We start from the raw sequence: 23,779 nt of genomic DNA, 5'->3' as shown, positions 1-23,779 counted from the left end.
CGCGTCACCCGACGTCCGGCGTGGACTCGTACGGCTGCCCGGCCGCCTGTTCGTGCAGGTGCCCGTCGTGGATGCGGATTACCCGGTCGGCCAAGGCCATCATCACCGCGTCGTGCGTCGACACCAGTACGGTGACGCCTTCGGATTCCACTACCCCGCGCAGCAGGGCCATCACCGACAGGCCTGTCTCGGCGTCCAGTTGCCCGGTGGGCTCGTCGGCGAGCAGAAGCCGGGGCGAGGCAGCCAACGCGCGGGCGATCGCCACCCGCTGCTGCTGGCCGCCGGACAGCTCGGTCGGCCGCTGCCGGGCGTGGTCGGCCAGGCCGACCAGTTCCAGCAGCAACTCGACCCGCCGCTCGCGCTGGGCGGGGGCGACGCGGGCCAGCCGCAGCGGGGCGGCGACGTTCTCCGCGGCCGACAGCACCGGGATCAACCCGAAGCTCTGGAAGACGTACGACACCTTCTCGCGCCGCAGCAGGGACAGGCCATCCTCGTCGAGCGCGGTGACGTCGGTGCCGTTGACGTGCACGGTGCCGGTGTCCGGGCGGTCCAGGCCGCCGATGACGTTGAGCAGGGTGGTCTTGCCCGAGCCGGACCGGCCGACGAGCGCCACCATGGAGCCGGCGGCCACGTCGAACGACACCCCGCGCAGGGCGTGTACGAGGGTCGGCCCGGTGCCGAATCGCCGGTGTACGCCGCGCACGCTGAGCAGCGGCTCGCTACTCATTCGCCGCTTCCCGCATCGGGGTGGATCGTGATGTGGTCGGGTTCCAGGGCGAGTCGGACCCGTCGGGTCAGCGCCAGCGCCTGGCGGAACTCGCGGGGCACCTGGACCCGCCCGGCGCGGTCCATCACGGCGTACTCCTCGGCGATCATGTGGGTGTCGCCCGCCGCGTCGGTGGTGCTGCGGCGCAGCACCTCGCTGCTGGTGCGCCCGTCCCGGATCGCGACGGTCCGTTCGACCTGCCCGCTGACCTCCGGGTCGTGGGTCACCACGACAACGGTGACGCCGTAACGCCGGTTGACGTCGCGCAGCACGCCGAAGACCTCCGCGGACGTGGCGGCGTCCAGCTCGCCGGTCGGTTCGTCGGCGAGCAGGACCCGCGGCTGGTTGGCCAGCGCCACCGCGATCGCGACCCGCATCTGCTGCCCTCCGGAGAGTTGCCCGGGGCGCCGGTCGGCGCAGTCGGCGACGCCGAGGCTGTCCAGTAGCTCGACCGCGCGCTCCCGGCGTTCCTCCTTCGCGGTGCGGGCCGCTCTCATCGGCAGGTCCACCATCTCCCGTGCGGTCAGGTAAGGGATCAGGTTGCTCGCCGTCTGCTGCCGTACGAACCCGACGGTGCGCCGCCGGTAGTCGACCCGGTCCGCGCGGGACATCGCCAGCAGATTCCACTCCTCGACCCGGACCCGCCCGGCGGTGGGGGCGTCGATGCCGGCCAGGATGGAGAGCAGCGTCGACTTGCCCGACCCGGAGGCACCGACGACGGCGATCAGCTCACCGCTCTCCACTGCCAGGTCCAGGCCCTGCAGTGCCTGGACCTCGATCGAACCGGTCTGGTAGATCCGCACCAGGTTCTCGCAGACGATGAGCGCGTCCCGGCCGAACTCGGGCGCCCGCTCGGATGGCCGCGGCAGGGACAGCGGTGTGCTGGACATTCCCCCTCCGTCCGGGTTGTGCCGACGTCGGATCAGCCTCGGGTAGCGGTCAGGCTCACCGATCGGCACGTGGCGTCACCTGGGCGGCACGCCTGGTCACCAAATGCGTCAAGAGCCTCGATTGCCCGTGCTGACGCACATTGAAGCAGTTTCGCAATCGGCGACTTCGTTGACCATGCCCCTGAGCGGCTTTCCTGCATCCTGGACGACTGTCGACCACTGAACGTCTCGGCGGGCGATCGGCGCAGGGATGGCGCTGGCCGGGATGTCGACGGGCGGTGGCTGACCGGCACTCGCCTCGGGGGTTCTGCCAGGGGCAGATCCGCTGCCGGTGAACAGGGGTGTCCTGTGCCGACGCGGGCCGGCAGGGTGGAGCGCATGCGACTGCTGGTGTTGGGTGGTACAGGTTTCGTGGGCGGGGCGACAGTCACCGAGGCGGTGCGCCGCGGCTGGTCCGTGACGGTGTTCAACCGAGGGCTACACGGCGCGGTGCCGCCCGGCGTACACCGGTTGCGGGGTGACCGCACCGCGCCCGACGGCCTGGCCGCGCTGGCCGACGGCGAGTGGGACGTCGCGGTGGACACCTGGGACGGTGCCCCACGGGCTGCCGGCGACGCCGCCCGCGCCCTGGTCGCAACGGTCGGCCACTACGTGTACGTGTCCAGCGGGTCGGTCTACGCCGACCACGCCACCTCCGGATTGCACGAGGACTCCCCGGTGGTGGACGCCGACCCGGGTTCGGTCGACGGCGACTACCCGCAGCTCAAGGCCGGTGCCGAGCGTGCCGTGCGGGAGGTGTTCGGGCAGCGCGCGCTGATTGCCCGGGCCGGCCTGATCCTGGGCCCGGGGGAGGACATCGGCCGGCTGCCCTGGTGGCTGCGGCGGATCGAGCGGGGCGGGGACGTGCTCGCCCCCGGGCCGGCCGACCTGCCGGTGCAGTACGTCGACGCCCGCGACCTGGCGGGGTGGATGTTGGACGCGGGCGCCCGCCGGGTGGGCGGCACGTTCAACGCTGTCGGTCGGCCGGGGCAGACCACGATGGGCGAGCTGCTCGACGCGTGCGTGACCGCCACCGGTGCCGACGCCCGGCTGCGCTGGACCGAGCCGGCGTCGATCCTCGCCGCCGGTGTGCAGCCGTGGAGCGACCTGCCGATCTGGCTGCCGCGCGGCCACCCGTACCGGGGGTTGCTGGAACGGGACGTGACCCGCGCGCTGGCCGCCGGGTTGACCTGCCGGCCGGTGGCCGAGACCGTCGAGGACACCTGGCGCTGGCTGCGCGAGGTCGGTGCGGTTCCGCGGCGCGCCGGGCGACCACACCACAGCTCGATCGGGCTGGACCCGGCGCGGGAGGCCGCCCTCCTCGCTGCCTGACCGTGCCCCCGGCCGGTTCAGGCGGGCACCACCGGCAGGTCCAGCACCTCGTCCACGCCTCGTCGAGGGGTCGGTCGGCCCGGTTGGCCGTACCCGATCCGCAGCGCCATCTGCGGCGTGCCGAACCGGCCCAGTGCCAGGCGCAGCTGCTCCCGCGCCGAGGGCACCTCGATCGGCTGGGAGAGCATCGACACGCTGAGCCCGGCATCCGTGGCGGTGAGCAACAGGCGTTGCAGGGCCTGCCCGGCGATCACCTGGTCAACGGCGGTGTTGCCCACCGAGCCCAGCACCCCCACCAGGGGTTCCGGTTCGAAGTCCCGCCCGGGGGCACGGTCGCGCCCACCGTAGCCGCGGGCCGGCAGGACGTCCTGCGGTTCGCCCTGCGGGCCTGCGGCCGAGCTGGGTACGCCGTCCGGGGCGTACTCGCGACGCAGCCATCGCTCGCGTTCGGCCCGGTATGCGGGGTCGCGCTCCAACACCCGGTGCGCGCCGCGCGCGACCTCGCCGAACGCGGAGACCGCGCTCACCCCGATCAGCAGCTCCAACCAGCACTGTTCCGCGCGGGCCGCCTCGCCGAGGCGCCACCGGGCGTCGGCGGGCACCGGGTCGGGCCAGAACGGCAGACGGTTGCTGAACCGGCGGGGGATGGCCCCGTACAGGCTCTGTTCGACGGGGGTGGGCCGACGCGCGACGTCCGGCACCAGCCGGGCCAGCAGGTCCGGCTCGGCCGGATCGGGGCGCAGCCGCACCTGGGCGGGGATGCCGGCGACGGCCAGGGCGATCCGCAGGTTGAACAGCGCCGCGCCGCAGGCCACCCGGACCCCCCACCCGCTCGGGTCGGTCGCCGGCAGCCGGCGGCCGGGGTCGGCCAGCACCTCGATGCCGCCGTCGCGCAGCCGTAGCCGCCACGGCTGGGTGTTGTGCAGCGACGGTGCGCGAACCGCGTCCACGGCAGCGGTCCGCAGCTGGGTCGCGGTGTAGCCGATCTCCATGGCGGTGCCCCTCTCCCGGTGCGGCCGGCGGCGGGTGGTGCCGCGGTGGTCGGCGTACCTCCACGGTCCATCGTCCGGTCGCCGCCGAGCAGGGCCGGACGTCCCGACCAGTCGGGTCGGAGCGCCCGCTCGCGCTGCGCCGGGTCGGGACCTTCGGCCCGTGTGGTGGGCCACGGGCAGCGGGTAGAAACGAGGGATGATCCGTGTGTTCCTCCTCGACGACCACGAGGTCGTCCGCCGTGGCCTGGCCGACCTGTTGCAGAGCAGCGGCGACATCGAGGTGGTCGGCGAGTCCGGCTCGGCGCAGGAGGCGGCCCGTCGCATCCCGGCGTTGCGGCCCGACGTGGCGATCCTCGACGCGCGACTGCCCGACGGCAACGGCATCGACGTGTGCCGGGACGTCCGCGCCGTCGACTCGTCCATCAAGGGGCTGATCCTGACCTCCTATGAGGACGACGAGGCGCTGTTCGCGGCGATCATGGCCGGTGCCGCCGGGTACGTGCTCAAACAGATCCGGGGCACGGACCTGGTTGACGCGGTGCGCCGGGTCGCGGCCGGGCAGTCGCTGCTCGACCCGGCGATCACCACCCGGGTGTTGGAGCGCATCCGCAACGGCGTCGAGCAGCCACGCGAGCTGAAGTCGCTCACCGAGCAGGAGCGGCGGATCCTGGAGTACGTGGCGGAGGGGCTGACCAATCGGGAGATCGCCGGGCGGATGTTCCTGGCGGAGAAGACGGTGAAGAACTACGTCTCCAGCGTGCTGGCCAAGTTGGGCCTGGAGCGCCGCACGCAGGCCGCCGTCCTGGCCACCCGGCTGCTCGGCAAGACTCCCTGACCCGAGTCGCGCAGGCCAGTCGCGCAGGTCAGTCGCGCAGCGGCACGGCCCAGCGCAGCTCGGTGCCGTGCGGCTCGACGCCCAGGATCGTGAAGGTGCCGGCGAGACGGCTGGCGCGTTCGCGCAGGTTGACCAGCCCACCCCGGGCGGCGGCCGGGTCGCAGCCCACCCCGTCGTCGCTGACGGTCACGGTGACCTGGCCGGCGTCGACGCGTACGGCCACGTCGACGCGGCTGCACCGCGAGTGGCGGACCACGTTGGACAGCGCCTCGCGCAACACAGCGGTGAGGTCCGGACGGATGGCATCCGGCACGGCGCTGTCCACCGGTCCGGTCAGCTCCAGGTGCGGTTTGAAACCCAGCGACTCGGCGGCGGCCTCGATCGCCGCACGGATCTCGGTGCGCAGCTCCGAGCTCATCGGCGTACGCAGCTCGAAGATCGTCCGGCGGATGTCCCGGATGGTGGCGTCCAGATCGTCGACGGCCGCGTTGATCCGCTTGGCCACCTCGGGGCGGGCCATCGGTGCGGCGCTCTGCAGTTGCAGGCCGGTGGCGAAGAGCCGTTGGATCACGACGTCGTGCAGGTCGCGGGCGATCCGCTCGCGGTCCTCCAGGACCACCAGCAGTTCCCGTTCCTCCTGGCCTCGCGCCCGTTCCATCGCCAGCGCGGCCTGCCCCGCGAAGCTGCCCAGCAGCGCCAGGTCCTCCTCGCTGGCGCCCCCGCCGCGCTCCGGCCGGTGGGCCACGATCAGCACGCCGTGCAGGGTTTCGGCGGTGGCCAGTGGTGAGATCGTCGCCGGGCCGGTGTGTAGCAGCGCCGGCCACGGCGCGGCGTGCGCCAGATCGTCCACCTGGTCGTGCCGGCCCTCGGCGACGGCCGCGCCGAAGCTGGTGTCGGCGGCGGGCAGGACCGCGCCGACGAGCGGGTGGGCCTGCTGGTCGGCGCCGTCGACGACCTCCACGGAGAACTGTTCGGTGTCGCCGTCGTAGAGCAGCACCAGCGCCAGTTCGGCCTCGGCGACCTCGCGGGCCCGGCGGGCGACCAACGCCAACGCGTCGGTACGGCGTACCTCGCCGAGCAGCACCGCGGTGATCTCGGCCGTGGCGGTGAGCCAGCGTTGCCGCCGGTGCGCCACGGCGTACAGGCGGGCGTTCTCGATGGCCACGCCAGCGGCGGCGGCGAGCGCGACGACGATCTCCTCGTCGTCCTCGGTGAACTGCGCGCCGCCCTGCTTCTCCGCCAGGTAGAGGTTGCCGAAGACCTGGTCGCGGATGAGCACCGGCACGCCCAGGAAGCTGTGCATGGGCGGGTGGTTGGCCGGGAAGCCGTAGGAGCGGGGGTGCTGGGTGATGTCGGGCATCCGCAACGGCCGGGGTTCGTCGATGAGCAGACCGAGCACGCCCCGCCCGTGCGGCAGGTCGCCGATCTGCTCATGCTGCTCGGCGGTGATGCCGTGCACGATGAAGTCGTGCAGCAGCCGGTCCGGGCCGACCACGCCGAGCGCGCCGTACCGGGCGCCGACCAGCTCGCAGGCCGCCTGCACGATGCGTTGCAGGGTGGTGCGCAGATCCAGGTTGGTGCCGATGCCGACCACGGCGTCGAGCAGAGCCCGCAGACGCTCCCGGCTGGTGACGACCTCACCGACCCGGACCAGCATCTCCTGTAGCAGCTCGTCGAGACGGACCCGGGACAGCGGGCTCAGCCCGAGCGACGGCGCCGTGGACGGTTCCCGACGGGGCGACGGCGCGCTGCTGGTCATCGGGGGATGGTAGCGCTGGCGCCGCTCGTCGTCAGGTCCCGTCAGCGCACGGCCGACGTGTCGACCACCTGAGCGGTGGTCAACCGCGGCGTGTGCGGCGGGCCGGAGTGGGCCTGGTCCGCGATGCCCAACCGCAGCACCAGGTACGGGAAGCCGATCCCGGAGAGCAGCTGACGCAGGGTCTGCCGGGTGCCCGGCACCTCCACCGCCGAGCTGAGCGGCACCGCGGAAACACCGAGCCGGGTGGCGGTCAACCAACCGGCGGAGAGCGCCTCGCCGGCGCGCAACCAGCTGCCCCGTTCGTCCTCGTCGCCGTGCAGCATCGCGTACACCGCCATCCGGTCGTGCCCGGGACCCACGGGCAGGCTGCCGGGACGACCGAAGTCACGGCCCGGGACGGTGGTCTGCGCAGGTTGCTCGGGCAGCACCTCCGCCGGTAGGCCGGTGCCCGAGCCGGCCCGGCTGGTCCAGTACGCCAGCTCGGTGCGCAGCTCCGGGTCGTCGGCTTCGACAGTGTCGGCGTGCCCGGCGGTGGCGGCCAGCTCCAGCACCTGGTCGCGGTCGAGGATCTGCAACCGGCAGCCTTCGGCGCTGACCGCCCGGGTGATCTCCTCGATCGCCGCGGGCGGAACCGGCTCATCGCTGACCGGGCGCCGGTCGGTGTGTCGCACCTGCATGCACTGCACCATGCGCATGGCGTCCGGGTCGGCCGCGGTGCGGCTCAGACTGGTCAGTCGGGCCAGCAGCTCGCTGTCGTCCGGGTCGGGCAGCCGTTGCACCACGACACGCCACCCCTCGGCGGCCAGCGCCAGTCGGGCGTGGTGCAGGGCGGCGCCGCAGCTGACGGCGAGCAGTCGCCCGTCGGGGTCACTGGCGGCGAGCTGCCGGTCGGCGACGGAGCGCAGCTCCAACGCGTCGGGCAGCACCCGCCAGCGCCACGGCTGGGTGTTGTGCACCGAAGGGGCGTGGCCGGCGGTGGTGGCGGCCTCCGCCAGCGCGGTGGTCAGCTGGCTCTCCTGACTCATGGTCACGACCTTTCCGTCTCTGCTCATCGGGTCGTACGGCGTCGCCGTGCCGGGGTTGCCACCTCATCCTCCGACAGTCGGTGATCTCACCGCAGGGCCACAGGTCCCGACCTCGCCGGGCCGTTGCGCCCGCTGTGGTCAGCGTTCGCGGACGACAGCGACAGGGCAGTGGGCGTGTTGGATGAGCTGTTGGCTGACCGAGCCGAGCAACATGCCGGCCAGCCCGCCCCGCCCCCGACTGCCGACCACCACCAGCCGCGCGTCCCGACTCGCCTCGATCAGCATCGCCGCCGGGCTGGTCGACACCAGGTCGACGGTCACCGCCAGCTCGGGGAACGTCCGTCGCCACGGGTCCAGCGCCTGCTCCACGGCGGCCCGCTCGTCGGGCACCCCGGCCGCCCCGCCGGGGCCCGGTGTCCAGGCGTGCAGGACGCGCAGCGGCACCTGGCGCTGCGCCGCCCGTTCGGCCGCGAAGCCGAGCGCCACCAACGAGGGTTCCGAACCGTCCAACCCGATCGCCACCGGGCGGCTCGACGTGTCGGTAGCGGCGCTGCCGGCCCCGTCCCGAACCACCACGACCGGGCAGTGGGCGTGCGCGGCGACCGACACCGCCGTCGACCCGGCCAGCAGGCCACCGAATCCGCCGTGGCCTCGGCTGCCGAGCACCAACAATCCGGCCTCGGCCGAGCGTTCCTGCAACACCAGCGCGGGCGGCCCGTCGTACACCTCGCCGGTGATCTGCAGCCCCGGGTTGGCCGCCGCGGCGTCGGCCGTGGCCTTGCGGACCAACTGGTCGACCTGCCGGCGGGCGGTGTCGTCGGGCCACACGCCGGGCGCCACCCCGGGGCCGACCCAGCTGGCCACGGTCAGCCATTCGAAGACGTACGCCAGCCGCACCGGCTGGCCGCTGCGCCGCGCCTCCTCCACGGCCCAGTTCAGGGCCACCGAGGCGTCGGTCGAGCCGTCGTAGCCGACCAGGATCTCCGCGTCGCGCACGTCGTTCTCCTTCAGGGGGTGGTGGGGTCGGTTTCGCGGATCCAGCGCCATTCGGCGACCTCGGGGTCGTCCTCGCCGTACTGGCGGGTGTAGTCGCGGGCCGCCTGCCGGGCGTCGACCATCCGTTGGCGCAGGTGCGCGGCGCTGGCGGCCAGCCCGGGCACCCGGTCGATGACGTCGATGACCAGGTGGAAGCGGTCCAGGTCGTTGAGCATCACCATGTCGAACGGGGTGGTGGTGGTGCCCTCCTCCTTGTAACCGCGCACGTGCAGGTTCTCGTGGTTGGTGCGGCGGTAGGTGAGTCGGTGGATCAGCCACGGATAACCGTGGTACGCGAAGACGATCGGCCGGTCCTCGGTGAAGATGGTGTCGAACTCTCTGTCGGTCAGGCCGTGCGGGTGCTCGGTGTCCGGCTGGAGTCGCATCAGGTCGACCACGTTGACCAGGCGCACCTTCAAGTCCGGGAGGTTCTGGCGCAGCAGCTCCGCGGCGGCCAACGTCTCCAGGGTGGGCACGTCGCCGCAGCAGGCGAGCACCACGTCCGGCTCGGTGCCGCTGTCGTTGCTGGCCCATTCCCAGATGCCCAGGCCCCGCCGGGTGTGCTGGATCGCCTCGGTCATCGTCAGCCAGTTCGGCGCCGCCTGCTTACCGGCCACCACCACGTTGATGTAGTGCCGGCTGCGCAGGCAGTGGTCCATCGTGGCGAGCAGCGTGTTCGCGTCCGGCGGGAGATAGACCCGCACCACTTCGGCCTTCTTGTTGACGACGTGGTCGATGAAGCCCGGGTCCTGGTGGGAGAAGCCGTTGTGGTCCTGCCGCCAGACGTGGCTGGACAGCAGGTAGTTCAGTGAGGCGATCGGCTGACGCCAGGGGATGGCCCGGGTCACCTTCAGCCACTTGGCGTGCTGGTTGAGCATCGAGTCGACGATGTGGATGAACGCCTCGTAGCTGGTGAACACGCCGTGCCGGCCGGTCAGCAGGTAGCCCTCCAGCCAGCCCTGGCACAGGTGCTCGGAGAGCACCTCCATGACCCGCCCGTCGGGGGAGAGGTGGTCGTCGCCGGGCACAGTGGCGGCCACCCAGACCCGGTCGGTCACCTCGAACGCGGCGCCCAGCCGGTTGGAGGCGACCTCGTCCGGGCCGAACAGCCGGAACGTTTCCGGGTTGGCGCTGATGACGTCGCGGATCCACGGGCCGAGCACCCCGGTCGCGCCGGCGATCGGCGTACCCGGTTCGGGAACCTCAAGGCCGTAGTCGCGGAAGTCCGGCAGGGTCAGGTCGCGCAGCACCACGCCGCCGTTGGTGACCGGGTTGGCGCTCATCCGACGGTCACCGCGCGGCGGCAGCGTCAGTAGTTCCTCCACCGGCGCGCCGGTCGCGTCGAACAGCTCCTCCGGCCGGTAGCTGCGCAACCAGTGTTCGAGTTCGGCCCGGTGCGCCGGGTTGTCGCGGACGGCCGACAGCGGCACCTGGTGGGCGCGGTAGGTGCCTTCGACCTGGACGTCGTCGACCTCACGCGGGCCGGTCCAGCCCTTCGGCGTCCGCAGAATGATCATCGGCCAGCGGGGGCGTTCGACCACACCGCCGGAGCGGGCCCGTCGTTGGATCTCGGCGATCTCGTCCAGCACGCGGTCCAGAGTCGCGGCGAGGGTCCGGTGCACCTGGGCGGGCTCGTCGCCGGCCACCACGTACGGCTGGTAGCCCGATCCGCGCATGAGGTCGAGCAGGTCGGCCTCGGGGATCCGGGACAGCACGGTCGGGTTGGCGATCTTGTAGCCGTTGAGGTGCAGGATGGGCAGCACCGCGCCGTCGCGCGCCGGGTTGAGGAACACGTCGGAGAGCCAACTGCCGGCCAGCGGACCGGTCTCCGCCTCGCCGTCGCCGATCATGCAGGCCACCAGCAGGTCCGGGTGGTCGAACGCGGCACCGTAGGCGTGGCTCAACGCGTACCCCAGCTCGCCGCCCTCGTGGATCGAACCCGGCACGTCCGCCGCCACGTGACTGGGGATGCCGCCGGGAAAGGAGAACTGGCGGAAGAGTCGGGACATCCCGGCCTCGTCGCGTGCCACGTCGTGGTAGCGCTCCGACCAGGTGCCCTCCAGCCAGGTGTTGGCCACGATGGCCGGGCCGCCGTGGCCGGGGCCGGTGACCAGCATGGCGTCGAGGTCGCGCGCCACGATCACCCGGTTGAGGTGGGCGTAGATCAGGTTGAGGCCGGGGCTGGTGCCCCAGTGCCCGAGCAGGCGAGGTTTGATGTCGTCGGGGGTCAGCGGCGCCCGCAGCAGCGGATTGTCCAGCAGGTAGATCTGCCCGACGGTGAGGTAGTTCGCGGCGCGCCAGTAGGCGTCCAGCCGGCGCAGCTCGTCGTCGGTGAGGGCGCGGTGCACGTCGAGAGCGGTGTCCATCATGCTGCCTCTCGCGGGTAGGTGTGGGGCGTCCGGGGTTCAGCCTGGTCGCTGTGGACGCCCCGGGTCAGGGCCGTTGGTCCCGCGTCGGGTGGGCACCAGGCCCGGTCAGTGGCGCCTCGGCCAGGCCACGGACGACGACAACCGGGGCCGGTGAGTGGTACAGCAGGGACTGGGCCACCGCGCCCAGCATGGCCCGGCCCGGTTCGTCGCCGCGGGCGGCGACCAGCGCCACCTGCGCGTTGCGGGACGTGTCGATCAGCACCTTGGCGGGGTCACCGCGTACCACCCGGCACTCGGTCGGCACCGCGCTGTGCCGGTCGGTGTGCCGGGCCACCGCTTCGCCGAGCTGCTCGGCGACCGCGTCGGTGTCCTCGTCGTACTCGACCACCCGCAGCGCCAGCAGTCGGGCGTCCCGGCGGGCCGCGCACTCCACGGCCCACTGCAGGGCGAGGTGCGAGCTGGGGGAGCCGTCCACGCCCACCAGCACCGGGCCCTGCGGCGGCGGCTCACGCCGGACCACCAACAGGGGGCAGCCGGCGCGTGCGGCCAGCTGTACGGCGGTCGTCTCGGCCGGAACGCACTGACCGCTGCCCGCCATGCCGCTGTCGCCGACCGCAAGGAGGAAGCTGACTTCCGAGCGGCGGATGAGGGTGGGCAGTATGGCGCTCTCGACGATCTCGCCGCGTACGGTCAGCCCCGGCTCGGTCTGGTGGGCCAGTTGGGCGGCGCGGGTGATCAGTTCTTCGGCCTGGTCGCGGGGTGCGGCGACGGTGTCCGCGGCGAAGGCCGCGTGCCAGTCGAAGGTGTACAGCAGGTGCAGTGGGCGGCCGTGTCCGGCGGCCTCCTGCGCGGCCTGTTCGACGACCGGGAGGTCGAGATCCGACCCGAGGCCGACCAGCACCGCTGCGTCGGCGGGTGCGGCCATCCGATATCACCTCCCGGGCGTCGCGCCCGGCACGACCAAGCTGTCCCTGACCGAGGGTAGTCGGATGGACGCGGCGGCGGGCGGGATCGGATGGCTCGGCGGTCAGGTCGGTGCGGACCTGAGTATGTCCACGACCGGACGCCGGGTGGCAACCATCGCGGGGATGGCGGTGAGCGCGGCGATGGCGAGCAGGACTCCGAGCGCGGTGGCGAACAGCGAGGAATCGGGTGGGTACTGGACCTCGCCGGTGCTGACGAACGTAACAAGCCCGACGCCGGCCGGGATCCCCACGGCGACGCCGGGTATGGCTGGAAGCAGTTGCGCCACCGCCAGGCCCAGGCCGGCCTGCGCGGGCGTCGCACCGAGCGTCCGCGCGACAGCCAGTGGCTGCCGGGCGTCGAGGACCGCGGTCCAGGCGCTCACGACGGCGTTGATGAGCGCGAGAACGCACAGCACGACGGTGAGCACGAGCGTGGCCTGCTCGCCCCGTTCCACCCGGGGATTGGCGAGTTCGGTGTAGCCGAGGTCGAAGTGCACCGCCTGGGTGTTGACCATGAGAATGCCGACGAGCGTGGTCGTGGTGATCAGGGTGTTCACGGTGACCAGCCGGGCGCGGCGCGGTCGCCGCGCGTTGATACGCATCCCGATCAGCAGGGGGGTGGGCAGCCGCCGCGACAGCCAGATGCGCCACCACCGGCGCCGCGGTGGCGTTGCGGCGTCGGCCAGCGCGTGAACGGTACTGGTGGCGGCGGCGCGCAACACCGGCACCAGAGTCGCCGCCACAGCGATCGCGAGGGCGAGGACCGTGACGGCGACCACCATGCGCAGCGCAGGTGGCTGGGCGTTGACGGAGCCGATGAGTCCGGCGCTGGGGCGGATCAGCGCGGGTGCGGCGAGCCAGCCCGTGACCAGGCCCGTGGCGGCGGCGGCAAGCCCGATCGCGAGGTACTCGGCGAGGTGGATGGCGGCGATCATGGCCGGTCCGGCGCCGACGGCTTTGAGCAGGCCCACCCGGCGACGCTGGCCGATGATCCGGCCCGCGACGATGCCGGCGACGCCGGCCAGCGCAAGGCCGTTGAGTAGCCAGCTACCGACGAGCAGGGCGATCCGCGCGTCGCTGTACAGCCGACCGTTGAGGTAGCTGATCGCCTGCCAGGTGGTGAGTTGGTCGCCGATGGGGTACGTGCTGCTGGCCGCCGGGTCGGCGAGTTTGAGGTTGAGGGTGTACGACAGGGGCTGGTTGCCCGCGAGCGTGGCGATGTCGCTCTGGTCGACCCAGACCAGGCCGCCGCGCTCGACCAGGACGCTCCCGGGGTAGTGCCACCCGGCGTAGGGGTACGTCGCTCTCGCGGCGGTGACCGCGGTTCCGATCACGCGCAGCCGATGGGCACTGATGGTGACCGTGTCGCCGATGCTGATGCCGAGGGCGTCGGCGAAGGCGCGCTCGACGACCACGCCGCCGGGGCGTACCCAGGTGCCGTCGGTCACGGCGGGCCGGTCGATCGATGCGGGCGTGGTGTCCCGGCCCGCTACGACGGTGTGCGCGGACTTGCCACCGGCCGTCATCGTCAGGTAGGCGATCGGAAAGGGGCCGCTGTGATCGGTGACGCCCGCCCCGGTGGTCAGCGATGCGAGCTCGTCCAAGGCGCCCTGGCCGGTGGCCTGGGGTGTCACGATCACATCCGGGCCGGCGGTGGCGGTCCGGGTCTGCTGGTACGGCCGGTCGGCGATTTCGTTGAGGGTGAGACCGATGGTCAGTGTGGCGGTGGCGGCGGTGATCGCGGTCAGGAGCAGGATGGTTTCGGTTCGGCGGCGGCGCAGGTCCCGCATCAGCAGCCGGCAGACGAGCAGGAGGCGGCCGGCCATTCAGCGCCACCCGTCGTAGAGGGTGCCGGCGACGGTGCTGGCAAGTCGGTTGTCGTCGACGAACGCGCCGTCACGCATGGCGATCACCCGGTCGGCGACCGCGGCGATGCGGGGGTCATGGGTAACCACCACGAGGGTCTGTCCTGCGGTGCGCAGTTCCTCGAACAGCCGCAGCACGTCCAGGGTGGCGGCGCTGTCCAGGTTGCCGGTGGGTTCGTCAGCCAGCACGACGAGGGGCTCGTTGCTCAACGCGCGGGCGATGGCGACCCGCTGGCGCTGCCCACCGGACAGCGCCGAGGGCAGGTGCCTGGCGCGGTCGGCAAGCCCCACCCGGTCCAGCAGGTACATCGCCCGCTTGCGGGCCCGCCCCGGTGACCGCCCGGCCAGCAGCGCGGCCAGCTCCACATTCTCCACCGCGGTGAGCTCGTCCATCAGGTGGAACGACTGGAAGACGAACCCGAGGTTGTCGCGCCGCAGCCGGGCCAGGGCCCGTTCGCTCATCGTGTCGATCCGACGGTCGGCCAGCCACACCTGCCCGTCGGTCGGGCGCTGCAGCCCACCGAGCAGGTACAGCAGGCTGGATTTGCCGCAGCCGCTGGGCCCCATCACCGCCAGCGACTGTCCGGCCGGCACGATCAGATCGACCTCGTCGACCGCGCGGACCAGCGCGTGTTTGTCGCCGTACAGCATGCTCAGCCCACGCGCCTGCAACACCGTCGACCCGGTCACGTCCCCGCCTTCCGTTTGGTCGGATCAAGTTCTGCCCACAGGCGCTCACACGCCTCCAGCCATTCCAGGTCGGCCCGCAGCCGCAGCACGACACCCTCCAACAGCAGCCCGGCAACCGGATCCATCGACCGGTCCAAGGCGGCCCGTTGGGCGTCGCGCAGCCGGCGCAGCACCTCACGCCGCTGCGCGTCGACCAGGGCCACCGGATCGGCCAGCCGGGCTGTCACGGCAGCCACCAACTTGAGATGAAACTCGGCGAGGTCCGGCTTCGGCCAGTTCACTTCGGCCAGCCAGGCGGCGACTCGCTGCTGCCCCTCGGGGGTCAACGTGTACACCCGGCGTTCGGGCCGGTCCGGCAGGCCGTCGGCCCGCTGCGAGGTCACCAGCCCGGCCTTGCCCAGGCGGGTCAGCGTCACGTAGATCTGTCCGGCGTTCATCGCCTCGCCCAGCGAACCGAGCGCGGCGCGCAGCCGGCTGCGCAGCTCGTACCCGTGCGCCGGCTCCTTGGCCAGCATGGCCAGCACCACGTCCTGCACCCGAACGCACCCCTCGTCTAGATCGTTAATGGATAACGGTTAGCTATGACACTGTCAAGTCGAGGGCGTAGCGGGCAGCGGCTCGTCAACTGAGGTTGACACGCGTGGAGTTGTCAACGTATGTTGACAGCATGAGTCAGGCGACAGAACTCGCGGCGGCAGCCGGCAGCACCGACCCCCGGGTCGGGCTGCGCGCCGTCCGCGCGCTACGCCGGCTGCTCGAGCGGCTCGAGGTGGTCCAGGTGGACAACGCCCGACGACAGGGCTGGTCCTGGCAGGAGATCGCCGACACGCTCGAGGTCAGCCGGCAGGCGGTCCACAAGAAGCACGCCGGGCGACCGGCGGTCAACTCATCCTGGGAGGCGTGATGTTCGAACGGTTCACCGACCGGGCGCGCGACGTGGTGCGACGGGCGCTGGAGGAGGCGCGGGCCGAGGGCCAGCGGCCGGTCGGCACCGAGCACCTGCTGCTCGCCCTGCTCGCCGACGACAACGGGCTGGCCAGCCGGGTGCTCGCCGACGCCGGGGTGCGCGCCGACGACCTGCGCGAACGCGTCCGCCGGCACACCTCAAGCGGCGGCGCCGGCCTCGGCGACGCGGACGCGGCGGCCCTGCGGGAGATCGGCATCGACCTGGCCGCGATCGTGGCCCGCATCGAGCAGTCCTTCGGCCCGGACGCACTGCGGGAGGCGGTGCCGGCACCGCGCCGCCGCTGGGGGCGTAAGCGCTACCTCGGCGGCCCGTTCTCGGCCCGCTCCAAGAAGGCGCTGGAGCTGTCCCTGCGGGAGGCCCTACGCCTGCGCCACCGTCACATCGGCACCGAGCACATCCTGCTCGGGGTGCTGCGGGAGGGCAACGGGCTGGGCGCGTTGGTGCTCACCGAGTCCGGGGTCGACCTCGACGATCTGCGTCGGCGGGTGGAGCTCGCGCTGCGGGCGGCGGCCTGACAGGTGGAGCCGTCTTGAAACCTGTCTGTGGCACTTCCGACGCGGGCCGGTCGCCGGGTCGCTGAAGCGGTCCGGGTGCTGCACACTGGCGCCGTGGATGCTGGACAGGACAGGCGGCCCGCAGGCGGCGACGGCGGGTTGCGCTCCGCCGTGGTGGTCAACCCAGTGAAGGTCGACGATCTTGACGAGCTGCGCCGTACCGTCGACGACGCCCTGACCGCGGCCGGTTGGCCCGCCCCGCAGTGGTACGAGACGACCGTCGACGACCCGGGGCGCGGTCAGACCGAGCAAGCCGTCAAGGCCGGCGTCGACCTGGTCTTCGCCTGCGGCGGTGACGGCACCGTGATGTCCTGCGTCAGCGGGTTGGTCGGCACCGACGTGGCCCTCGCCGTGCTGCCGCAGGGCACCGGCAACCTGCTCGCCGCCAACCTGGGGCTCTCCACCGACCTGGCCGCCGGGCTCCAGGTCGCCGTGGAACGCGGCCGACGGCTGCTCGACGTCGGCGCCGTCGAGGATCAGTACTTCACAGTGATGGCCGGCATGGGCTTCGACGCCCAGATGCTCGCCGCCACCTCCGAGACCACCAAGGCCCGCATCGGCTGGCCGGCGTACGTGATGGGCGCCGCCCGTCACCTACGGGACCGGCCGATGCGGGTGCAGATCCGCATCGACGACCGTCCGCCGGTGCGCCGCCGGGCCCGGTCGGTCCTGATCGCCAACGTCGGCCGACTGCAGGGCGGCCTGACCCTGCTGACCGAGGCCGAGCCGGACGACGGCTGGCTCGACGTCGCCGTGCTCACCCCCCGTAACCTGCGGCACTGGCTCGCGCTCGGCTGGGCGGTGCTCCGCCGCAGCGGCCAGGTGCCGCAGCTGGAGGTGTTCCGGGGCCGGCGCGTGGTGATCACCAGCAACCGGGCGCAGCCTCGCGAGTTGGACGGCGACCTGATCTCCCCGGGCCGGCAGCTGCGGGCGGAGGTCCGACCCCAGGCGCTCTGGCTCTGCGTCCCCCAGCCCGAGGACGCCCCCGACCTGGCCGTCGACGTGCAGAGCGCCGGGGAGCGGGGCGAGCAGCTGATCGAGGAAGCACGCCGTGAGTAGCACCCGGATCGTGCCGGAGACCCGGATGATGGCCGACGAGGAGCTCTCCGCCGACGACGCCTGGCACACGCTGCGCCGGCAGGGCGGGTGGCACCTGCTGCGAGACGCGTTCATCCGGTTCCGCTACGGCGACGGGTTCAGTCACTCCCGGGCCTTCGCCCTGCAACTCTGCCTCGCCGTGGTGCCGTTCCTGATCGCCCTCACCGGCCTGATCAGCGAGCTGGGCGTCGACGAGGGCGGCCAGGTGGTCGCCGACACCGTCCTGGCGCTCACCCCCGGCCAGAGCGCGCAGATGGTCGCCGAACTGCTCGGGGAGGGCGAACGCGTCGAGGACGCGGGGGAGGTGGCGCTCACCCTCGGTCTGCTCACCGGCCTGTTCGCGCTCACCACCACGATGGCCCAGATCGAGCGGGGTGCCAACCGCATCTACGGCGTCGAACGGGACCGCCCGGCGCTGCGGAAATATTTGCGAGCAGCCGTCCTGGCCGTCACCGCCGGCCTGCCCGCGCTCGCCGGCTTCCTGATCCTGGTCGGCGGCGGCGCGATGGGCGACTCGGTCCGCAGACACTACGAGTGGGGCGCGGTCGCCAACGGCATCTGGGACGTGGTCCGCTTCCCGCTGAGCCTCGGGCTGACCGTCGTCGCCGTCGCCGTGCTGTTCCGGCACGCGCCGCGCCGCAACCAGCCCGGCCTGTCCTGGCTGTTCTTCGGCGCCGGCATCGCCACCGCGCTGTGGTGGCTGGCCAGCCTGCTGCTCGCCGCGTACGTGCGGTTCAGTGACGGTTTCGGGCAGACCTACGGTGCCCTGACCGGCATGATGGCGCTGCTGCTCTGGGCCAACCTGACCGGGATGGCGCTCTTCGGCGGGCTGGCCTTCGCCGCCCAACTGGAGGCGCTGCGCATCGGTGTGCAGGAGCCCGCCCAACCGGACCTGTGGGAGCCCGACCCGGACCGCGCCGAGCTGTACGACACCGGGGACATGTCCGCCCTCTAGGCCCTGGCGGCACCCGGCGTGTACGACGGCCGCAGATCGGGTACTGCGCCTCGCCAGAGGCGACAAAGGAGGTGCGGGGTGACCGCGGTCAAAGAGGTGGCGCGCCGTCCGATCGGTCATTTCGCCGAGCGGAGCATTGCCGGCCTGGTGGCCGTCACCGGTGCCGGGGTGGCCTTCGGGCTGCTGCTGTTGCTCGTCCGGGTGCAGTGGAGCCCTCTACAGGATGCCGACCACGCGCTCGCCGAGTGGTTCAACGGGCTCGTCGCCCCGCACCACCCGCTGGTCACCGTGCTCCAGGCGGTGACGGACCTGGGCGGCCGGCCGATCCTCATCTGGCTGGTCACCATCGCCGTGGTCGGGTTGCTGATCAGGCGGCAGCCCCGACTCGCCGTCTACCTGATCATCACGGGGGTCGGTGGGCTGATCCTCGACCCGTCGCTGAAGACGCTGGTCGGTCGGCTCCGCCCGATCGTGGACGTGCCGATCGCCAGCGCCCCCGGTAACAGCTTCCCGAGCGGGCACGCGCTCGGCTCGTTCGTCGCCTACGGAGCGCTGCTGCTGGTGTTCCTGCCGGCGATGGCGCCCCGCTGGCGCAAACCGGCCATCGTCGGCGTCGGTGTGCTGGTGGCACTGGTCGGCCTCACCCGGATCGCGTTGGGCGTGCACTTCGTCTCCGACGTGCTGGCCGCCTGGCTGCTCGGGGCCGCCTGGCTGGGCGTCACCGCGTACGCCTTCCGACTGTGGCGGCGGGAGCGGGGGCGGCCGGTGCCGCCGCTGACCGAGGGCCTGGAGCCGGAGGCGGGGCACGACATCGCGCCCGCCCCGGCCGAGGAGCACGTGTTGGCCCATCCGCGCTCGGCGGTGGCCGAGCTGCTGGTCGGCTGGGTGATCGTGTTCGGGGCGTTGTACGCCTTCGGCATGTACGTCAGCTACCACGCCAAGGGCACCTTCTTCGACACCCTCGACACCGAGGTGCCGCAGTGGTTCGCCGAGCGGCACACCGAGGTGCTGACCGAGGTCAGCTGGTGGTGGAGCAAGTTCGGTGACACCCACGCCATCCTGCTGATCTCGTTGGTGTTCTGTCCGCTGGTGCTGGCGGTGTGGCGGCGCTGGCGCCCGGTGCTCTTCGTGGCGCTGGCGATGGTGGGTGAGCTGACCCTCTTCCTCGCGTCGGCTCACGTGGTCGACCGGCCGCGTCCCCCGGTGGAGAACCTGGACGGGCAGATGCCCACCTCGTCGTTCCCGTCCGGGCACATCGCGGCGACGATCTGCATCTGGCTGGCGATCACCCTCATCGTCTTTCCGCGTACCGACCGGTGGTGGCGTTGGGTCTTCGTGGCGGTGGCCGTGCTCATGCCGGTCGGGGTGGCCACCTCCCGGATGTACCGGGGGATGCACCACCCGACCGACTTCATGGGCGCGATCCTGCTCTCCGCACTCTGGATCGGGTTGCTCTACCTGGTGATCCGCCCGAACGAGGACCTGAGGGAAGGCAACCAGCCGGCCATCGAGTCGGAGGACGTGGACACTCTCGACGACGAGCTGGCGCGGGCCGGCCGAGCCGACTAGGCGGCGTCGTGCTGCGGGTGATGACCTGGAACATCCGCACCGGCGGGTGGGATCGCGGCGGCCCCGACCGGCTGGATCAGGTGGTTCAGGTCATCGACGAGCAGGCGCCGGACGTGCTGGCGTTGCAGGAGTTGCGCGGCTTCGACCGGGACGGGCTGATGGCCACCGTGGCGGGCCGGGTGGGGATGACGCCCCACCTGGCCCGGTCCTGTTTCGGGCAGCCGGTGGCGGTGCTGGTCCGGCCGCCGTACCGGGTCGTCGACGCCGGGTCGGTGCGCCGCCCGTTCCACCACGCCGCCGCCCGCGTCGTGGTGGCCACGTCCGGCGGCCCGTTCACAGTGCTGGGCACCCACCTCTACCCGTACTCGGGGGGCCGGCGGCGGATGGAGGTCGACTGGTTGGTCGCGGCGATGCGCCGCGACGAGGGGCCGCTGGCGCTGGTCACCGGTGACCTCAACTCGCTCGACCCGACCGTCGACCACACCGCTCGGCTGGCCGGCATGCCCACCCTCTACCGGCGGCGGCACCTGCGTCGCTCCGGCGACGCGGTGGACACCCGTGCGATCGCCCGGCTGCTCGCCGCCGGCCTCGTCGACCTCTGGCCGTCGGCCAACGTCGACGCACCGGAGGCCGACGGCCTCACCGTGCCCACCCGACTGGGCGGGGCCGAGTTCGCCGGGATGCGGCTGGACTATCTGCTCGGCACCCCCGCGGTGGCGCAGCGGGTCCAGGACTGTCGGGTCATCCGCAGCGGTGCGGCGGCCATCGCCTCCGACCACTACCCGCTGGTGGCCGCGCTGGAGTTGTCCGCCGACTGAGGCCGTCGGGTCCTCAGAGCACCAGATTCAGCAGGACGGTCAACACCACCGACGCCACGATCGAGAAGAGGATCATCAGTAGGCAGCCGAGGCCACCGCCGAGCGGACGGATCTCCGTGTTGCCGAAGCGCATGATGTTTCACCTGTCCGTGGGTGCGGGTTGCGGGGCGAGCAGGTGCCGGATCGCGTCCGCGACAACCGTCGGGGCGGTCGTGACCACGTTGTGCGCGGCACCGGGAACGACCACCAGGGCCGCCTCCGGCACCAGCCGCGTGGCCTCCTCCCGCCACCGTTGCGGCACGACCGGGTCGCGCTCGCCGGTCAGGACGACAGTCGGCGCGCTGACGCGGACGAGGTCCGCCTCGATGGCGTTGCGCACCGAGTGCGACAGCGTCGCGAGGGCCCGCCAGGGCCGGGCGTTCCAGACGTCCCGAAACAGGACCGGGGCCTGAAGCGGCGCCTCGCGCAGGTTGTCCACCAGCCAACGACCGAACTGGCCCCGTCGGGACCGGGCCGCCGGGTCACTTGTCGGCCCGGCCAACACCAGCGCGCGTACCGCATCGGGGTGGGTCGCGGCGACCGCGGCGGCCACCTCCGCACCGAACGAGTGCCCCAGCAGGCAGACCGGCGGCAATTGGTACGCGGCCAGCCAGGCGGCCAGGTGGGCGGCGTGCCGGCGGACGTCGTACGCGCCCCGGGGGTGTTCGGACAGGCCGAAGCCCGGCAGGTCCGGCAGGTACACCTGATGGGTGGTGGAGAGCGCGACGGCCAGCGGGGTGAGATACCGGTGCGAGACCGCCAGGCCGTGCACGAGCACCACGGGCGGCGCCCCGGTGGTCGGGCCCGCCGCGTGTCGGGTGTGGGTACGCAGCCCGTCGACGAGCCGCCACTCGCTGGTCAGCCCGGCGGCTGGCCGGGGCGCGGCCATGGCGAGCCGCAGGTCGGCCAGCCCGAACCGGCCGACCGCGGTGCGGTGGGACGACCCGGGCGGCCGAGGGGCCACGACTCGGTTCACAGCTCGCGCAGCCGGGGCAGCAACTGTTCCTGCGCCCAGTCCAGGAACATCGGCTGGGTCTCCCCGCCCACCTGGATGATCGCCACGTGGGTGAAGCCGGCGTCGACGAACTTGCCGAACGCCTCGACGCAGGAGATGCCCTCGGCGACGTCCTCCTCGCGCACGAACTGGGTGGCGGCGGCGAAGGAGTCCGGGTTGGGCAGGTCGGCGTTGACCTTCCAACCCATCCCGAACCAGCGGAACTGGTCGTGCACGAGCTTGCGGCACTCGGCCTCGTCGGGGCCGTAGCAGATGGCCACCTGGCCGTAGCGGGGCTGGCCGGCGCCCCCGGCATCGTCGTACATCTCGATGATGTGCCGGTCGGGTTCGGTGGAGATGAGGCCGTTGCCGTATTCGGCGGCCAGCGTCGCGGACTGTCGACCGGACGCGGCGACGGCCATCGGCACCGGCCGTTCCGGGCGGTCCCAGACGTAGGCGTCGGGCACGTCGAAGTGGTTGCCGGAGAAGGTCAGCGTCTCCCCGTTGAGCAGCGGCCGGATGATCTGCAACGCCTCCTCGAACATCTCGTGCCGCTGCTGGACGTGCGGCCAGCCGCCGACCACGTGTTCGTTGAGGTTCTCCCCGGCGCCCAGCCCGAGGGTGAACCGGCCGTCCGAGAGCGCCCCGATCGTGCTGGCCTTCTGCGCGACCACGGCCGGGTGGTAGCGGCGGATCGGGCAGGTCACGAAGGACATCAGTTGGGCGCGGGAGGTGGCGTGGGCGACCGCGCCGAGCACCGACCAGGCGTACGGGGAGTGTCCCTGGGAGTCGAGCCACGGGTAGTAGTGGTCGGACACCACCAGTTGGTCGAAACCGGCCGCCTCCGCCCGTACCGCGTGGTCCACCAGTTGCTTGGGCCCGGCCTGCTCGCTCATCAGGGTGTAGCCGACGCTGACCATCCTGGTATCCCTTCTCACCGACGGATCGTTCCCGGAATACCCCGGTGCGCGGCGGTCAACCCTCTCGTCCGGTTCGGCTGCGCGCTCGTCCGCTTCGGCTGACGCGATGCTTGACGGATCGCGGTCACCTGCCTACCGTCGCTCTTAACCGGTTAAGAGCCGGGTGTGGCGCACATCCTGTGGTGGGGATGACCGCCCCGTGACGGCCTGCGTCCGCGTGGGCCGTTGCGGCTGTCCGGGCATCGGGGCCGCCAACTGAACCGGTTGCGAGGGCCATTCCATCGCCCTACGCTGATGCCTGCGCCGGGCGCCGGGCGCGGCTGTCGGGCTGCAGCCGCCTTCCCCTGTCACGTCCCCACCCCTGTCGGGCACCGGGGGTCCTCCCTGAGGAAGGCCATGAAGACTCGACTCTCCGCCGCCGGCGCGACAGTGCTCGCGTTGCTCGTCGCCGTGCTGGCGTTCGGCCAGCCGGCGCACGCCGCGGCTGGTTTCTCCGTCGCTGGCGGCAAGTTGTACGACGCCAACGGCAGCGAATTCATCATGCGCGGCGTCAACCACGCCCACACCTGGTATCCGCAGCAGACCAGCTCGTTCGCCGACGTCAAGGCGCTCGGCGCGAACACCGTGCGGGTGGTGCTCTCCAGCGGCGACCGGTGGACCCGCAACACCAGTGCCGACGTCGCCAACGTCATCGCGGCCTGCAAGGGCAACCGGCTGATCTGCGTGCTGGAGGTGCACGACACCACCGGGTACGGCGAGCAGAGCGGCGCGATCACCCTGGCCCGCGCCGTCGACTACTGGCTCAGCCTCGCCGACGTCCTCGCCGGCCAGGAGAAGTTCGTCATCGTCAACATCGGCAACGAGCCGTACGGCAACCAGAACTACGCCTCGTGGGCCACCGACAACGCCGATGCGATCAAGCGCCTGCGTGCCGGCGGCTTGACCCACACGATCATGGTGGACGCGCCGAACTGGGGGCAGGACTGGTCGTTCACCATGCGCGACAACGCCGCGTCGGTCTTCGCCGCCGACCCGGCCCGCAACACGGTCTTCTCCATCCACATGTACGGCGTGTTCGACACCGCCGCGGAGATCAGCGACTACCTGGGCCGGTTCCGCACCGCCGGGCTGCCCATCGTGGTCGGTGAGTTCGGCTTCAACCACTCCGACGGCGACCCGGACGAGGACAGCATCCTCGCCTACAGCCAGGCCATCGGAATCGGCTGGCTGGGTTGGTCGTGGAGCGGCAACGGCGGAGGTGTCGAGTACCTGGACATGGCCACCAGCTTCAACCCGGCCAACC

General features: G+C 72.2%; 22 protein-coding genes. 9 read left to right on the top strand and 13 right to left on the bottom strand.

The features are described 5' to 3' along the window. Window positions 1-4: 4 nt before the first annotated feature. Both DLJ59_RS14590 and DLJ59_RS14585 read right to left on the bottom strand, forming a co-directional pair. The gene (locus DLJ59_RS14590) at window positions 5-727 is read right to left on the bottom strand and encodes an ABC transporter ATP-binding protein (RefSeq protein ID WP_124773049.1); all 723 of its coding nucleotides are present in this window, start codon (window positions 725-727) and stop codon (window positions 5-7) included. Next, window positions 724-1,656, bottom strand: coding sequence for an ABC transporter ATP-binding protein (locus tag DLJ59_RS14585; RefSeq protein WP_124773048.1), 933 nt, complete (start codon window positions 1,654-1,656; stop codon window positions 724-726). The genes DLJ59_RS14590 and DLJ59_RS14585 overlap by 4 nt, the downstream gene beginning before the upstream one ends. A gap of 378 nt (window positions 1,657-2,034) precedes the next feature. Here DLJ59_RS14585 and DLJ59_RS14580 point away from each other — a divergent pair, with 378 nt between their 5' ends. Further along, window positions 2,035-3,027: an NAD-dependent epimerase/dehydratase family protein gene (locus DLJ59_RS14580; RefSeq protein ID WP_124773047.1), complete on the top strand. Its 993-nt coding sequence runs from the start codon at window positions 2,035-2,037 to the stop codon at window positions 3,025-3,027. A 17-nt stretch (window positions 3,028-3,044) separates the two neighbouring features. Here DLJ59_RS14580 and DLJ59_RS14575 read toward each other — a convergent pair whose 3' ends face one another. Then, window positions 3,045-4,019: an Acg family FMN-binding oxidoreductase gene (locus DLJ59_RS14575; protein WP_124773046.1), complete on the bottom strand. Its 975-nt coding sequence runs from the start codon at window positions 4,017-4,019 to the stop codon at window positions 3,045-3,047. 196 nt (window positions 4,020-4,215) lie between these two features. Here DLJ59_RS14575 and DLJ59_RS14570 point away from each other — a divergent pair, with 196 nt between their 5' ends. Next, complete coding sequence (locus tag DLJ59_RS14570; protein WP_030336079.1) at window positions 4,216-4,854, top strand: response regulator; 639 nt, start codon at window positions 4,216-4,218, stop codon at window positions 4,852-4,854. 28 nt (window positions 4,855-4,882) lie between these two features. Here DLJ59_RS14570 and DLJ59_RS14565 read toward each other — a convergent pair whose 3' ends face one another. From DLJ59_RS14565 to DLJ59_RS14530, 8 genes are all read right to left on the bottom strand, one after another. Next, a complete protein-coding gene (locus tag DLJ59_RS14565; RefSeq protein WP_124773045.1) occupies window positions 4,883-6,613 on the bottom strand; it encodes a sensor histidine kinase in 1,731 nt (576 codons plus the stop codon). A 41-nt stretch (window positions 6,614-6,654) separates the two neighbouring features. Next, a complete protein-coding gene (locus tag DLJ59_RS14560) occupies window positions 6,655-7,638 on the bottom strand; it encodes an Acg family FMN-binding oxidoreductase (protein ID WP_124773044.1) in 984 nt (327 codons plus the stop codon). Window positions 7,639-7,776: 138 nt separating this feature from the next. After that, a complete protein-coding gene (locus DLJ59_RS14555) occupies window positions 7,777-8,685 on the bottom strand; it encodes a universal stress protein (RefSeq protein ID WP_425271424.1) in 909 nt (302 codons plus the stop codon). Beyond that, entirely contained in the window at window positions 8,646-11,039 is a 2,394-nt protein-coding gene (locus DLJ59_RS14550) for a phosphoketolase family protein (protein WP_124773125.1), read from the bottom strand. Before DLJ59_RS14550 ends, DLJ59_RS14555 begins: the two co-directional genes overlap by 40 nt. A gap of 67 nt (window positions 11,040-11,106) precedes the next feature. Beyond that, a complete protein-coding gene (locus DLJ59_RS14545; RefSeq protein ID WP_124773042.1) occupies window positions 11,107-11,967 on the bottom strand; it encodes a universal stress protein in 861 nt (286 codons plus the stop codon). Window positions 11,968-12,069: 102 nt separating this feature from the next. Next, entirely contained in the window at window positions 12,070-13,833 is a 1,764-nt protein-coding gene (locus DLJ59_RS14540; protein ID WP_124773041.1) for an ABC transporter permease, read from the bottom strand. Continuing rightward, entirely contained in the window at window positions 13,834-14,562 is a 729-nt protein-coding gene (locus DLJ59_RS14535; protein ID WP_244236021.1) for an ABC transporter ATP-binding protein, read from the bottom strand. Continuing rightward, complete coding sequence (locus DLJ59_RS14530; protein ID WP_124773040.1) at window positions 14,559-15,098, bottom strand: PadR family transcriptional regulator; 540 nt, start codon at window positions 15,096-15,098, stop codon at window positions 14,559-14,561. The genes DLJ59_RS14535 and DLJ59_RS14530 overlap by 4 nt, the downstream gene beginning before the upstream one ends. Before the next feature lie 131 nt (window positions 15,099-15,229). On the opposite strand from DLJ59_RS14530, the gene DLJ59_RS14525 reads away from it, so the two are divergent. The 6 genes from DLJ59_RS14525 (at window position 15,230) to DLJ59_RS14500 (ending at window position 20,523) form a co-directional block, all read left to right on the top strand. Continuing rightward, the gene (locus tag DLJ59_RS14525; protein WP_030336062.1) at window positions 15,230-15,466 is read left to right on the top strand and encodes an HTH domain-containing protein; all 237 of its coding nucleotides are present in this window, start codon (window positions 15,230-15,232) and stop codon (window positions 15,464-15,466) included. Further along, the gene (locus DLJ59_RS14520) at window positions 15,466-16,044 is read left to right on the top strand and encodes a Clp protease N-terminal domain-containing protein (protein WP_124773039.1); all 579 of its coding nucleotides are present in this window, start codon (window positions 15,466-15,468) and stop codon (window positions 16,042-16,044) included. Before DLJ59_RS14525 ends, DLJ59_RS14520 begins: the two co-directional genes overlap by 1 nt. Before the next feature lie 93 nt (window positions 16,045-16,137). Continuing rightward, window positions 16,138-17,142, top strand: coding sequence for a diacylglycerol/lipid kinase family protein (locus tag DLJ59_RS14515; RefSeq protein ID WP_124773038.1), 1,005 nt, complete (start codon window positions 16,138-16,140; stop codon window positions 17,140-17,142). Next, the gene (locus DLJ59_RS14510) at window positions 17,135-18,136 is read left to right on the top strand and encodes a YihY/virulence factor BrkB family protein (protein WP_124773037.1); all 1,002 of its coding nucleotides are present in this window, start codon (window positions 17,135-17,137) and stop codon (window positions 18,134-18,136) included. Before DLJ59_RS14515 ends, DLJ59_RS14510 begins: the two co-directional genes overlap by 8 nt. A gap of 78 nt (window positions 18,137-18,214) precedes the next feature. After that, complete coding sequence (locus tag DLJ59_RS14505) at window positions 18,215-19,705, top strand: phosphatase PAP2 family protein (RefSeq protein ID WP_124773036.1); 1,491 nt, start codon at window positions 18,215-18,217, stop codon at window positions 19,703-19,705. 8 nt (window positions 19,706-19,713) lie between these two features. Continuing rightward, window positions 19,714-20,523 (top strand): endonuclease/exonuclease/phosphatase family protein, encoded by an 810-nt coding sequence (locus DLJ59_RS14500; protein ID WP_124773035.1) that lies wholly within the window; start codon window positions 19,714-19,716, stop codon window positions 20,521-20,523. 139 nt (window positions 20,524-20,662) lie between these two features. On the opposite strand, the gene DLJ59_RS14495 is transcribed toward DLJ59_RS14500, so the two are convergent. Beyond that, complete coding sequence (locus tag DLJ59_RS14495) at window positions 20,663-21,526, bottom strand: alpha/beta fold hydrolase (RefSeq protein WP_244236020.1); 864 nt, start codon at window positions 21,524-21,526, stop codon at window positions 20,663-20,665. A gap of 8 nt (window positions 21,527-21,534) precedes the next feature. Beyond that, entirely contained in the window at window positions 21,535-22,476 is a 942-nt protein-coding gene (locus DLJ59_RS14490) for a TIGR03557 family F420-dependent LLM class oxidoreductase (RefSeq protein WP_124773122.1), read from the bottom strand. A gap of 396 nt (window positions 22,477-22,872) precedes the next feature. Between DLJ59_RS14490 and DLJ59_RS14485 the strand changes: the two genes are divergently transcribed. Further along, window positions 22,873-23,779: glycoside hydrolase family 5 protein (locus DLJ59_RS14485; protein WP_148096949.1), on the top strand; the 907-nt coding region annotated here is incomplete at its 3' end.

Origin of the sequence: Micromonospora inaquosa (genome assembly GCF_003857055.1) — a bacterium.
GTDB lineage: Bacteria > Actinomycetota > Actinomycetes > Mycobacteriales > Micromonosporaceae > Micromonospora > Micromonospora inaquosa.
This window is presented reverse-complemented; position numbering and strand designations above follow the sequence as displayed.